12 protein-coding genes are annotated in these 12,953 nt (G+C 61.6%); 2 read left to right on the top strand and 10 right to left on the bottom strand.

From position 1 onward, the window contains the following. Window position 1: 1 nt before the first annotated feature. The 7 genes from BN2475_RS27625 to BN2475_RS27595 form a co-directional block, all read right to left on the bottom strand. Window positions 2–1,246, bottom strand: a complete 1,245-nt coding sequence (locus BN2475_RS27625; protein ID WP_094782627.1) for a D-amino acid dehydrogenase — start codon at window positions 1,244–1,246, stop codon at window positions 2–4. Between the two features lie 150 nt (window positions 1,247–1,396). After that, window positions 1,397–2,242: an urea carboxylase-associated family protein gene (locus BN2475_RS27620; RefSeq protein WP_094782626.1), complete on the bottom strand. Its 846-nt coding sequence runs from the start codon at window positions 2,240–2,242 to the stop codon at window positions 1,397–1,399. Window positions 2,243–2,261: 19 nt separating this feature from the next. Further along, a complete protein-coding gene (locus BN2475_RS27615; RefSeq protein WP_094782662.1) occupies window positions 2,262–2,735 on the bottom strand; it encodes a ferritin-like domain-containing protein in 474 nt (157 codons plus the stop codon). Window positions 2,736–2,792: 57 nt separating this feature from the next. After that, window positions 2,793–3,524, bottom strand: coding sequence for an ABC transporter ATP-binding protein (locus BN2475_RS27610; protein WP_094782625.1), 732 nt, complete (start codon window positions 3,522–3,524; stop codon window positions 2,793–2,795). Continuing rightward, window positions 3,512–5,320, bottom strand: coding sequence for a branched-chain amino acid ABC transporter ATP-binding protein/permease (locus BN2475_RS27605; RefSeq protein ID WP_094782624.1), 1,809 nt, complete (start codon window positions 5,318–5,320; stop codon window positions 3,512–3,514). Before BN2475_RS27605 ends, BN2475_RS27610 begins: the two co-directional genes overlap by 13 nt. 3 nt (window positions 5,321–5,323) lie before the next feature. After that, a complete protein-coding gene (locus tag BN2475_RS27600) occupies window positions 5,324–6,223 on the bottom strand; it encodes a branched-chain amino acid ABC transporter permease (protein WP_094782623.1) in 900 nt (299 codons plus the stop codon). Window positions 6,224–6,248: 25 nt separating this feature from the next. Beyond that, window positions 6,249–7,451, bottom strand: coding sequence for a branched-chain amino acid ABC transporter substrate-binding protein (locus BN2475_RS27595; protein ID WP_094782622.1), 1,203 nt, complete (start codon window positions 7,449–7,451; stop codon window positions 6,249–6,251). A 308-nt stretch (window positions 7,452–7,759) separates the two neighbouring features. On the opposite strand from BN2475_RS27595, the gene BN2475_RS27590 reads away from it, so the two are divergent. After that, window positions 7,760–8,536, top strand: a complete 777-nt coding sequence (locus tag BN2475_RS27590) for a maleate cis-trans isomerase family protein (protein WP_094782621.1) — start codon at window positions 7,760–7,762, stop codon at window positions 8,534–8,536. A 44-nt stretch (window positions 8,537–8,580) separates the two neighbouring features. Here BN2475_RS27590 and BN2475_RS27585 read toward each other — a convergent pair whose 3' ends face one another. The 3 genes from BN2475_RS27585 to BN2475_RS27575 form a co-directional block, all read right to left on the bottom strand. Then, window positions 8,581–11,334: a UPF0182 family membrane protein gene (locus tag BN2475_RS27585; protein WP_094782620.1), complete on the bottom strand. Its 2,754-nt coding sequence runs from the start codon at window positions 11,332–11,334 to the stop codon at window positions 8,581–8,583. A gap of 214 nt (window positions 11,335–11,548) precedes the next feature. Beyond that, window positions 11,549–11,917, bottom strand: a complete 369-nt coding sequence (locus BN2475_RS27580; RefSeq protein ID WP_094782619.1) for a helix-turn-helix domain-containing protein — start codon at window positions 11,915–11,917, stop codon at window positions 11,549–11,551. 127 nt (window positions 11,918–12,044) lie between these two features. Then, window positions 12,045–12,302, bottom strand: a complete 258-nt coding sequence (locus tag BN2475_RS27575; protein ID WP_094782618.1) for a hypothetical protein — start codon at window positions 12,300–12,302, stop codon at window positions 12,045–12,047. A 311-nt stretch (window positions 12,303–12,613) separates the two neighbouring features. Here BN2475_RS27575 and BN2475_RS35100 point away from each other — a divergent pair, with 311 nt between their 5' ends. After that, on the top strand, window positions 12,614–12,751 hold the full coding sequence (locus BN2475_RS35100; RefSeq protein ID WP_218023728.1) for a hypothetical protein: 138 nt from the start codon (window positions 12,614–12,616) through the stop codon (window positions 12,749–12,751). The last annotated feature ends 202 nt before the right edge of the window (window positions 12,752–12,953 follow it).

Raw genomic sequence — 12,953 nt, 5'->3', positions numbered from 1 at the left:
ATCAATCCCCCAACAACCCCACCATCGGAATCGCCGGCGTTCGTCCCGCGATCAGGTCGGCCGTAATTCGAGCCGATCCATGTGACATGGTCCAGCCGATATGACCATGCCCGGTATTCAGATAAAAATTCCGATACTTCTTGCGACCAAAAAACGGCAAGTTCGTCGGCGTCATCGGCCTGAGCCCGGCCCACATTTCGGCGCGATCGTAGTTCGCGCCGGCAGGGTAGAGTTCCTGCGTCACTCTCTTCATAAACGCAAAATCAGAAGGCTTGTGGCTCGTGTCGTAGCCGGCAAACTCCGCCGTTGCGGTGACCCGGATCCGCTCGCCGAAGCGAGAGATTGCGACCAGGTTGTGCTCGTCGACCGCTGCAACGGTTGGCGGCAAGGGCCGGCCATCGATCGGAATCGTGAGGGAGTATCCCTTGATCGGATAGATCGGAAGATCGATGCCGATCTGCCGGCCAAGAATTGGACTGTAGGAGCCAAGGGCGAGCACATACGCGTCGCCTTTCACAAGGCCTCGACTCGTTCTTATGCCCACCACGTCCTGCCCGGCGGTTTCGAAGCCGTCGATGGTGGTGTTCGTCAGAAGCGTACCGCCACGCGCGACAATCTTTTCCGCAAGGGCGCGGGTGAACTTCGCAGGGTCTCCGGTTTCATCGGTTGGGCAATGAATGGCGCCCGCTATCTTGTCTTTTGCCGAAGCCAGAGACGGATCGAGTGCGACGACCTGATCGCGGTTGAGAACCCTGATGACTTGCCCATCGGATTCCAGCAACTTCATGTGTGCGACTCCGCGGTCCAGCGCTTCCTGACTCCGATGGAAATACAGAATTCCGCGGTCATTCCGATCGTATTCAATGTCGTTCTCAGCGATCACATCCTGCAGCACGCGTTGCGAGTAGGCGGCAAGCCGATGCTTGAGCAGAGTGTTCCTGCGTGCCTTCTCTGACGTGCATTCCATCAGGAAGCGCCACGACCAGCTGTACAGCCTGGGATCTGCCGAGAACCTGAAGCGCAACGCCTGATCCTTCAACACCAGCGATTTGAGCAGAATCATTGGCGCTTTGGGTGAAGACCAGACAAAGGAATGTCCGGGCGCGATCATCCCTGCATTACCCCAACTGGTTTCCGCAGCGACGACAGGCTGCCGCTCGACGATCACGACCTCATGGCCATCCTTCTGTAACTGGTACGCGGTCGTCACACCGACTACACCGCCGCCGAGCACGATAACTCTCATAATGTCCTCAGAGGCAAGAGCCTGCGGCCATCAACGGCAGCGCGGCGTTGCTCCAGCCTTTGTTCGCCCTGGCATTAAAAGAGGGCATTGCTGGTGAAAGTAAGCCTGTGTGCGATACGGGGCAATCGTACGATTCGCGCTGCAGCAGTCTCACTTCCATTGCGGCTGATTCAGCACCATTCCGTGCTGCCCTCTGTAAGCCGCCACAGCCGGTGGCGTCCACCCGTCCAGCATCTGTGGCGCGAGTTGCCAGACCTCGATGCCAAGCGGACGGCACACGTCCAGCGGATCTCGCGCGTCGGGTCCCCACATCGGCACTGACAGATCGCCGCCCGGACAGGTCGACAGCGCGCACAGCAAATCGATCTCCGCGAAGAATTCGAGGTAATCGCCTTTCTTCGCCGGGCACGCCTTCATGAAGTACTTGTCTTCGAGATTCAAGCCGGTGCACTGGAACACGTTGAGCACGTCGTGGACGTCGTACTCGGTCAATCCATACGGGGCGATGGCGCGCGTCAGATTGGAGTGGCAGTGGAAATGAAAATCCTCGCCGCTCAGCATCCGGTTCACATACGGGTCGCAGCGCGTGCCGAGCAGATCGTGGACACGGCCGCCGTGCTCGTCGACACCGTAGCCTGCGAGACTGTCATCGGTGATGGTCACCATCGGACGCAGGAACGGCAGCGTCGACCACAGACGGTCGAACGTGCTCACGTGCGCCTGCTGCAACTGGCGCGTGCGCGATGCCCACATGCGCTCGCGCGGGTTGTGCCGGTTCCACAGGTTCAGGTCGGCAACCTGCGGACCTTCGATCGTGACAATGCGAAACACGTGGCCAGCCGGCACGGTCCACGCCTGCCCCGAACGAATCGGCACGACGATCGATTCAACCAGCGTGCGGGTGTCGTGCTGTGAAGCGATGCGCTGATAGAACGTCTTGTCGACGTCGAGCGCGGAGCCTTTGGTGGACTGATAGGCAGCAGGGTAATTCAGCATGATGGATTCCTCCTCGAATTCAGGCCGGCGCCGCGCCGCGCTCAGGCGTCGTCGTCATCGCTCCGGGTCGACGCAGCATCTTGTCCACCTCGCCGGCGTGCAGTTCTTCGACGTGGATCATCTGGCGTGCGTATTCTTCCAGCGCGACTGAACGATCTTCCGTCAGCGTCAGGAGGTCCCGGTACAGGTCAAGCGCGACTTTCTCGGCTTCGAGCGATTCACGCAGAATGGAAGCAATGTCGAAGATGTGCGAGTCGAGGAGCGGACCGATCGCGAGAGACGGGTAGGCGCCCAGCGTGGTGATCCATTCGCCGGCCTGCTGAGCGTGCATGAGCGATTCGTCGGCCTGTTGCCGCAGCCACGCCACAATGGGGATGCGACCAAATCCAAATACCAGCAATGAATAGTGAGTATAACGAACTACACCAGCCAGTTCCGACTCCAGAATCCGGTTCAGCACGGCAACGACCTTTTCCTTATCGATCTCTGACATGTTTGCCTCCATTGCGTTTGACCCATTTCAACCGATGCCATTTGACCGGTTAGCGGGCTACTCTGCCGCGATAGCACTGCCGCCCAGATAGGCGGCGCGGACCCGGCTATCCTGAGCCAGCTCCTGGGCGGACCCCGCGAGCGCGATGCGCCCGCTTTCCAGCACGTAGGCCCGATGAGCGATACGCAGCGCCTGGCGGGCGTTCTGCTCGACGAGGAGAATCGAGGTGCCTTCGCGGCAGATGTCGGCGATCATGCCGAAGATCGCGCGAACCAGCTTCGGCGCGAGCCCCATCGAGGGTTCATCCAGTACCACGATACGCGGGCGCAGCATCAGGGCGCGGGCAATTGCCAGCATCTGCTGTTCGCCGCCGCTGAGCGTGCCTGCCAGCTGACTGCGTCGCTCGCCAAGCCGCGGGAAAGTCGCATAGAGCTGATCCCTTCGTTGTTGCAGCGCCGCACTGTCACGCCGGATCAGATAGCCGCCGAGATGCAGATTTTCCTCCACCGTCAACGCCCCGAAAATGCGCCGCCCCTCCGGTATATGACCCAGACCCAGCGCGACGATCTGGTGTGCGCGCAGTCCCGTCAGGCGCAGGCCATCCATCGCGATCTCTCCCGCCCGCGGCCGGATCAATCCGGAAATCGCCCGCAGTGTGGTCGTTTTTCCGGCGCCGTTGCTGCCGAGCAAGGCGACGATTTCGCCCTGCGCGACGTCCAGCGAGATGCCGTGCAGCACTTCGAGTTTTCCGTAGCTCACACGCAGATCGCGGATTTCTAGGAGTCCCACAGCGATTTCTCCCCGGCAGTATCGTCGCTCGCCTCGTCCTTTCCGGCTGTGCCGAGATAGGCATCGATCACGCGCGGATCCGCCTGGATCGCGGAGGGCTGACCCTCGGCGATGATGACGCCGTGATCCATCACGATGATCCGGTCCGACACGCCCATCACCAGCATCATGTCGTGCTCGATCAGCAGCACCGTCACGCCATGATCGCGGATTCGCCGGATCAATTCCATCAGCGCTTGTTTCTCGGTGGGGTTCATGCCCGCTGCGGGCTCGTCCAGTAGCAGCAGGCGAGGGTAGCTGGCGAGCGCGCGGGCGATCTCCAGCCGGCGTTGGTCGCCGTAGGGCAGATCGGCGGCGCGCTCGCCCGCCCGGCCTGCGAGACCGACGAAGGCGAGCCAGCGCAGGCCCTCGGCCCAATGATCTGCCGTTTCGGCACGCGCTGCAGGCAACCCCAGCAGCTCGGCTCCGAGCGTTGTCCGGAGTCGATGATCCATGCCGGTCAGGACGTTTTCGAAGGCCGTCATGTGGCCGAACAGACGGATGCCCTGAAACGTGCGCGCCATGCCTTGATGGACGATGCGATGAGGCGCCCCACCGGCAAGTCGCTTGCCGCACCAGACGATCTGGCCACCGGTCGGACGGATCACGCCGGTCAGGCAATTGAACACGGTTGTTTTGCCGGCGCCGTTCGGACCGATCAGGCTCAGGATCTCGCCGCTGTGCACCATGAAGCTGACACCGCCGACTGCCAGCACGCCACCGAAGCGCCGCTGCATGTCGCGGACCTCCAGCAGGATTTCATCGGTGGCAGCGTGGCTGGGCACCGGGGCCTGATCGGCGGCGGTGCTCTTGCGTGGCGGCGCGACGCGACGCAGCGGTGCCGGCCATAGCCCTTGCGGCCTCAGCAGCATCAGGATCACGAGTCCGATCGCGAAGGCGAAGATGCGCCAGAGGTTGAGAAAACGCAGCACCTCCGGCAGGCCGGCGACGATGATGGCGCCGAGGATCACGCCGGGAATGCTGCCCCGGCCGCCGAGCACCACCACGATCAGGATCGTGACGGACTGCAGATAGGTGAAGCCCGTCGGGTCGATGGTGCCGAAGCGGGCGGCGAACAGGCTGCCCCCCAGCCCGCCGATCAGGGCGCCCATCACGTAGGCGAGCAGCTTGACGCGCAGCGTCGGCACGCCGACCGCCTCGGCGGCTGCCTCGTCCTCGCGGATGCTGGTCCAGGCGCGGCCGAGCCGCGACCGGCCGAGCCGTATGGCGAACACGAGCACCAGCACGAGGAACGCCATGCCCAGTTCGTAGAGCGCCGGCGGCGAACTGATCTCGAAACCGAACAGGCTGGGGCTGGCGATGCCGAAGATGCCGTTCGGGCCGCCCGTGATGTCGAGATTGGTGGCGACGATACGCGTGATTTCGCCGAACCCCAGCGTGACGATCGCCAGATAGTCGCTGCGCAGGCGCAGGGTGGGATAGCCGATGACGATGCCCGATACCGCGGTGAACGCGAGACTGAACGGCAGCGTTTCCCAGAACGAGAAGTGCAGCAAGGTTTCCAGCAACGCCGTCGTGTACGCGCCGATCGCGAAGAAGGCCGCGTAGCCGAGATCGAGCAGTCCCGCATAGCCGACCACGATGTTCAGCCCGAGACCCAGGATCGAATAGGTGATGATAGTCAGGCCGACATCGACGATATAGTTGCTGGCGACAGCGGGCAGCGCCACGGCCGCGGCAAGCAGCGCGCCGCCGGCAAGACGGGCCCAATGCGCGGAAGCTTCGCGGGCGCTCATGGATTACATTCTCTCGACGACGCGTTCGCCGAAGAGACCAGTCGGCTTGATCACGAGTACGCCGATCAGCACGCCGAACACGAACACGTCGGTCCATTGCGACGAGACATAGCCCGCGCCGAAGGCTTCGAGCAGGCCAATCAGGATGCCGCCCGCCATCGCGCCCGGGATGTTGCCGATGCCGCCGAGCACGGCGGCGGTGAACGCGCGCAGGCCCAGCACGAAGCCCATGAAGAAATTGATCTGCGTGTAGTAAAGCCCTTCCATGACACCCGCCACGGCGGCCAGCACCGAACCCAGCAGGAAGGTCAGCTGGATCAGGCGCTCGACGTCGATGCCCATCAGACGCGCGGCGTCCTGATCGATCGCCAGCGCGCGCATCGCGGTGCCAAGGAAAGTGTGATGAACGAAGAAATACAGCGCCAGCATCAGTGCCAGGCTGGCCACGACAATGCCGATCTGCGCGAAGGTGATCTGTACGCCGTGCAATTCGAATCCCGTATGGGTCAGCACATGCGGATAGGTGCGAAAGCCCGCGCCATAGATCAGCAGCACCCCATTTTGCAGCGCCAGCGAGACGCCCAGTGCCGTGATCAGAATCGACAGCCGCGGCGCGCGCAGCAATGGCCGATACGCGAGCCGCTCGATCAGCAGGCCGAGCGCGCCTGTGGCCGTCATCGCGGCCACCAGGGCGATCAGCAGCACCAGGGCGAGCGGCAGATGCGCGGACGCGAGCACCATCAAACCGGTCCAGCCGATGAACGCGCCGACCATGAACAGATCGCCATGAGCGAAGTTGATCAGCCGGATGATTCCGTAGACCATCGTGTAGCCGAGGGCGACGAGGGCATAGAACGAGCCGGTCGTCAGCCCTTCGACGACGAACTGGAAGAAGTCGCTCATGACGGGGCGGGGCGCGCTAAAACGCCTATTTCATGGCCGCCCAATGTCCGCTCGCATCCTGCCTCTGGTAGGGCTCGAAGTTGTCGTTGTGCACGATGATGGTGATGTACACGGCTTTGCTGCGGTCCCCCTTCGGATTGAAGCCGATCGTTCCGGTCGCGCCAGGGTAGTTCGAGATCTTGTGCAGGGCACTGGTGATCGCGGCGGGCTGCGCCGATTTTGCGTCCGCGATGGCTTTCGCCGTGACCCCGACGGCATCGTATTCGTACACCGAGTATGGTCCCGGCCCTTGCCCGTAGGCCTTCGTATAGTCATCGACGTAGGCGTGCGCGCCGCTCAGGAACTGCGCGAGCGGCGCCGTCGTGATGATCATGCCGTCGGCGGCGGGACCGGCGGTCTTCATCAGCGTGGGATCATTGGTGGCGTCGCCGCCCATGATGGTCATTTTCAGACCCAGTTGCCGCGCCTCCTTGACCATCAGGCCGGCTTCGGAGAAATAGCCCGTGTAGTAGATCACGTCGGGTTTCAGCGAGGCGACCCGCGTCAGCGTCGGTGAGTAGTCCATCTGACCGGGCGTGATCGAATTGGCGTAAACGACATCGACGCCGCTCTTCTTCAGGGCTTCCACGGTGTTCTGGGCGAGACCCTTGGAGTAGGTCGTGTTGTCGTCGATCACCGCCGCGCGCTTCGCGTGCAGGACGTCTTTCATGAAGCTTGCGGCGAACGGGCCCTGCTGGTCGTCACGGCCGATCGTGCGGAACACGTTGTCGTACCCCATCTCGGTCAATTGGGGATTGGTCGACGCGTCCAGCACGTAGGGAATCCCGGCGCGATGAAAGGTTGTCGACTCCGGCAACGCCGCGCTGGAGCAATAGCCGCCCGCTACCGCGACAACGCCCGCATCGACGAGTTTCTGCGCCGCCTGCACCGCTGTTTGCGCATCGCAGGCGTCGTCCTCCGGCACCAGCTCGATCTGTTTGCCGAGCACGCCCCCAGCCGCGTTGATTCTGGCGGCCGCGAGCTTCGCGCCGTTGACGATGTCCGTGCCGGCATTGGCACTGCTGCCCGACAGCGGGACCGGCACACCGATCTTGATGGTGGAGCCCTGGCTTAGCGCCGAGCCGGGAGCCATGCCAAAGAGCAGGGCCACCGCGGCCGCGACGGCCGCGATTGTCGTTTGCCGCAAGCTCCGGTCTACACCGGGCCAGTCATTCTTCTGAGCAAACATGTTAGTGACTCCTTATTGTGAAAGGGATCGGACGATCCGCCACACGGATAGACCGGTGACATCAGAAAACAGACGGAAATGGGCGATGCACGCGATTCATACGCGCCAGGTCAACAGCGTGACTGCCGGTTCGCCGCAGCGCTGGCACGAAAGCGCTTCTTTCATGATAGGAGGCGGTTTGCGCTGGGACGGTATAGGGTATTTGCGTATAAACCATTACACAAAGGCGCCGGCAATCCTCTACCTTTAAAAGGCAGTGACGGGAGGCACTCGCGAACCCGGACGCGACATGACAGGATGACTCTGAAATGAGTGTGATTGGACAGCAGGATGACGCGTATACGAGGCTCGATTTCACGCTGGACGACGGCATTTGCCGACGTGCCGCGATCGGCCTCGTGGTGCTCGCCACTGATCATACGATCGAGCATGAATGGCGTGGCTTGCTGAAACAGGACGGCGTGGCGTTCTACGAAAGCCGTGTGTACAACTCGGCGGAGATCACGCCCGAACGGCTGGCGGAAATGGAGGACCGCATTGCACCTGCGGTCGCGCTGATTCGTCCGGCCGAGCGTATCGATGTCGTGGCGTTCGGCTGCACGTCCGCGTCGATGGTGATCGGGGAGGAAAAGGTGTTCGCGCGGATTCGCGAAGCGCGTCCGGGTGTCGCGAGTACTACGCCGATCACCGCGGCGCTGGCGGCGCTTCGTGCACTAGGCGTGCAGCGCGCGGCACTGCTTACGCCCTACGTGCGTTCGATCAACGATTACATGCGCGACTATATCGAGTCCCGTGGCCAGGGCATTACGCGCATGGCGTCGTTCGAGCATGCGAACGATAACGAAGTGGCGCGGATCGATGCGGCGTCGCTGCGAACGGGCGTTGAGCGACTTGCGCGGAATCGTGACGTGGATGCGATTTTCGTTTCGTGCACGAGCTTGCGCATTGCCGGGTTGATTCCGGAGCTCGAGGCCGCGATAGGCAAGCCGGTGATATCGAGCAACTACGCGATGGCCTGGCACGCGTTGCGGCTCGCCGGCGTGAGAGATTGTGAGCCCCATCTTGGGCGGCTGTTTGCGCTGTGACGCGCTGTGGCGTGCCTTGACGTGCGTTGACGTTGTACCCGAGGTCACTTCTGGTTGTCGGAACGGCCGGCACCGAGTGCCTCCAGCAACCGCCGCAGGGCATCCAGTTCCGCGCCGAAGCCAGTCCAGTCTCCCGCCTTCAGTCGCTCGATCGCGCGGTCGTAGTGGGCAAGTGCCTCGCGGGCGCGGGCATCCTCGGTGCCTCGGGCTGGCGATGCCGCTCGCGCGCTCTCCTTGAAAAGCGCCGCCAGGGCTTCGCCCAGGCTGTCTTCCATCACCACATGTTCACCATAGGCGGCGATCACCCGCTTTAACTCCGGCAATTGACCGGACGCTGCGCGCAAATAGAGCGGAGAGACGTAGAGGATCGAGTTCTCGATCGGCACAACCACGAGATGACCGCGAATGACGCGCGAGCCCATCTGGTTCCACAGCGAGATCTGCTGCGAGATCTCGGTATTCTGCTGAATGCGCGCTTCGATCTGGAACGGCCCATAGACCAGCCTGTCCTTGGGAAACGTGTAGACGATGAGCTTGCCGTACCCGGACGGATCGCAACGCGCCGCCAGCCAGGCAATCATGTTCTCCCGCTGGCTCGGCACCATCGGCAACATGAGGATGAACTCGGCGCGTGCGTCGCCTGGGAGTCGCATGATCGTGTAGTACGGCGGCATCGTGCTGGCGGCGCTCCCTCCATCCATACCGACCAGTTCACGAGGAAACTGCCACAGGTCCTCGCGGTTGTAGAAGACCTCCGGCGCGTCCATATGATAGGCGCGGTAGAGTTGCGCCTGGATCAGAAACAGATCTTCAGGGTAGCGGACATGCTGCCGAAGCTGCGGTGGCATCGTGTCCAAAGGCTTGAACACACCCGGGAAGATGCGCTCGTAAGTTCGCAGGATCGGATCGGCGGGATCGCTGACGTAGAAATCGACCGTGCCGTTGTAAGCGTCGACCACGACCTTGACCGCGTTGCGGATGTAATTGGCGCTGTCGCCGAAACCCGGCCGGGAGTAAGGAAACCACTGGCTGATGGTGTAGGCGTCCTGCATCCAGAACAGGCGCCCATTGGCCGCGACGACATAGGGGTCGTGGTCGAGGCTCAGGAACGGCGCGATCGTACGCACGCGGTCCTGAATGTCACGGTGCAGCAGGATCCGGCTCTCGTGTGTGATGTAGTCGCTCAGCAGAATATTGGCATCGTCGAGCTGCCAGGCGAAGAGACTGCGTCGCGCCACACTGCCGATGGCGACGCCGTCGTGCCCGCTGTATGTCGTGTAGGCATTGTCCGCGCCTTTGGGAAAGTCGAATTCCGCTACGCTGCCCTTCACGATGATGTAGTCCTGCTGGTTTTCGCCGAAATAGAGACGCGGTTCGTGAATGGCCGGGCCGCCGCTGGCGACTGGCGGAATATTTCGCAGATAGAAAGAGGGTAGACCCTCGGTGGATTTCTCGGTGACCGGCGACATCACAACGCCATTGCCGTGAGTGAAGATAAGATGCAGGTTCACCCAGGTTTGAGCGCTGGACGCAAGCATCGCCGGTTCCAGTTCGCGCGCCGACAGCATCACTTGCCTGTATCCGGTGTCGAGCTGGTAGCGGTCGATGTCCACCGAGCGAAATTTGTAGTATGTCCTGATCTCCTGCAACTGCGCGTAGGTATCCATCAGCGGTTGCACATCCCATAGCCGGATGTTGTCGATGGTCGCCCGATTGGCCTGCAGCGAGTCGAGAGTCAGTGCCTGCTCGGCCTCGAACGGCTTGACCGCAATCTGTGCGAGACCATAAGCGTGTCGGGTCAGCGCGATATTGTGCTCGATATAGGGTGTTTCCAGTCTCAGCTCGCTCGGTTTGACATAGAAGCGCTGGAACAGCGGTGGATAGATCACGGCGCACACGAACGAACTGCCGAACACGAGCAGCGCGAGAGCTGCAGGCAGCAGATAGCTGCGCCGGCGCAGGTTGACCACAAGGGCCACGGATGAGGCCGCGGCAAGGCCGACAAGCATCCACAGGACCGGCAACTTGACGTGGACATCGGTATAGCTGGCGCCGACCACGACACCGTTGTCGCCATAGAGCAGCAGAAAGCGGTCGAGCCACCAGGACCAGGCCTTCACCACAAGGAACAAACCGAGCAGTGCCGAACCATGAGTGATCGCTGCGGGCGAGAGCTTCTGTGCTGGCCACTGTGGCGCGATGTCGCCGCGCAACCCGTAGACCGCACCCGCCACGATCGCGCTGCAGAAGACCAGCCACAGCAGCCAGTTCTTGAGCGCGACATACGCGGGCAGCGAGAAGAGATAAAAGCTGATGTCCCTGCCAAAGATCGGATCGCGCCCGCCATCAGGCACCTGATAAACGAAGCGAAGTGCAATGTCCCAGTTCGAGATTTCACTGGTGGCGATAAGCAGCCCAAAGACGACTGCGGCGCAAGCGATACTGGAGCGCCAGGGAACGCGCGGCGCGAACAGGTCGGCCAGATCGCCGGTGACTTCCCTCGTACCCGACGGACTGGCTGCTTCCGCTCGCGAGATATCGACGCCCCACGCGTAACGATGCGCCAGAATCCCCGATAGCCAGATCGCGCCCGTCGAGACGGCGAACACGACGGCAAACAGCAGCGCCCTCGCGGAAAGGATTGTCCAGAACACGCGGTCATAGCCGACCGAAGAGAACCACAGCCAGTCGACCAGGATGCCGGTGATGCGTCCGATGACGATCAGGCTGGCGATGACGGCTATCGCCGTGATGGCATAACGTCTCAGGCGCCCCCCGGACTTCACTGCCGACCACATAGTCCCTCCTGTGCGGGCCCGTCGCACATGGCTTGCTGCGACCGGATCAAATGCGCACTGCCGAACTGCGGGGAGCGTGGCTGAACGACCTGTCAACGCAGCCCGGTGGTAGTCCGTGCATAGCCGCTCCATGAACTGTGCGATGCGAGTCCGGATGAAACGGGTTCAGACCAGTTGAATGATTGTAGTCCGATGTGAGATCGATTATTGACGGCTAATGCACGCCGAAGTCGGACTGAAGTCGTCTCAGCTTGGACGGGGTGACGTTGTATTCGCGTTTGAACCAATGTATGAGATGTGAACTGTCGGTGAAGCCGCACTCGTAGGCGATCTGAGTAATGGACCGATCGCTGTTGACCACCATCCATTTTGCGGTATTCAGGCGCATGCCCCTCCAATACTGTAGGGGCGCCACGCGCAGATGCTTCCGGAAAAGTCGGGTGAGTTCTCGTTCAGTCGTTCCGATCGCTTGCGCGATGCTCGCAATTGAACCGGGCTCAAACGTTCGTTGCCTCATCAAACCGACTGCATTCACGACGCGCCGGTCCGGGCAATGCAGGCCGATCTCGGAGTCATTCTTCATGGCCTGGATTTCTTCGAATCCTCGCTTGGCGAGCGCGATCGAACGAGCCGAATGTGTGCACGGTGCCGCAAAGGCAAGGGACCTCGCGGCCCCTTGTCACATCATCAAGGCAACCTGAGATGCCTGCTTACTGGACATTGCCCGGCTGCGCTTGTAGCTGAGCTGCCTGCGCCTTTGCGGCCGCTTGCTCCTGAGCGTGTTTCTTCGCGAGGTGATGACCCACGACGCAGCCGCCGACGGCGCCGATAACAGCATGGTGGCCGGCATAGTGACCGGCAACACCGCCGGCGACCGCGCCCTTGATGCAGCCAGCCGCGGAAGCCGAACCGGCTAGTGCAAATAGAGGAATAGCCAATGCAATGGCCGAAAGTTTTGCTGCTCTCATAGAGTGATCCGGAACGTGGTTGGGGAACGCAGATCGTATCGAATCTGGGCAGAGGAAAAATCAAGAATCGTTATTTCGTCCATTCCCGACGGTCAATTCCTGGCACGACAGTCCAATGACCGGGTCAAGATGACAGGCTTTGCAATCCTGAAGAATCGTTCTACCGGTATTTTACGATTGTTAATCGTTCAGGCGCCCAGTCAGACGTAATGTTTCTCAGGCTTCTTTCCTGGATTGGGAATGCCAAGCCCATGCAAGGAAAGGCGTCCGCCCCTGTTGACATCCGTCCACCCTGAACAAAAAGGAACGTCATGAAGCAAGCTATCCTCGCCCTTGTTGCAGCAGCCGTCATGCTCGGCTCGATTGCGCCGGCCTTCGCCTATGATCATCACCGCGTATGTCACAAGGTCCGGGTCCACCATCACTGGGAGACGCGCTGCCACTCTTAAGCGCCGGCCGACTCCGTCTCTAACCCTGGCGGAAATACGGTGCACCTTCTCGCAGCAGCATGACAGCCGGAAAGACGGCGGAGCCGACCTCGCAAGGGTTGGCTTTTTTTCATGCGCATGTCCGGAGCGAATTTCCGTAGTCGCCGAAACGGACATTCAGTAGATGGCGTACCGAACTTCAGTCATCGTTTTTTCCCGCCAC

The sequence above is a fragment of the Paraburkholderia ribeironis genome (assembly GCF_900019265.1).
GTDB classification, from domain to species: Bacteria; Pseudomonadota; Gammaproteobacteria; order Burkholderiales; family Burkholderiaceae; genus Paraburkholderia; species Paraburkholderia ribeironis.
The sequence above is the reverse complement of the archived record's forward strand: the minus strand, read 5'-3'. Positions and strand labels throughout refer to the sequence as shown.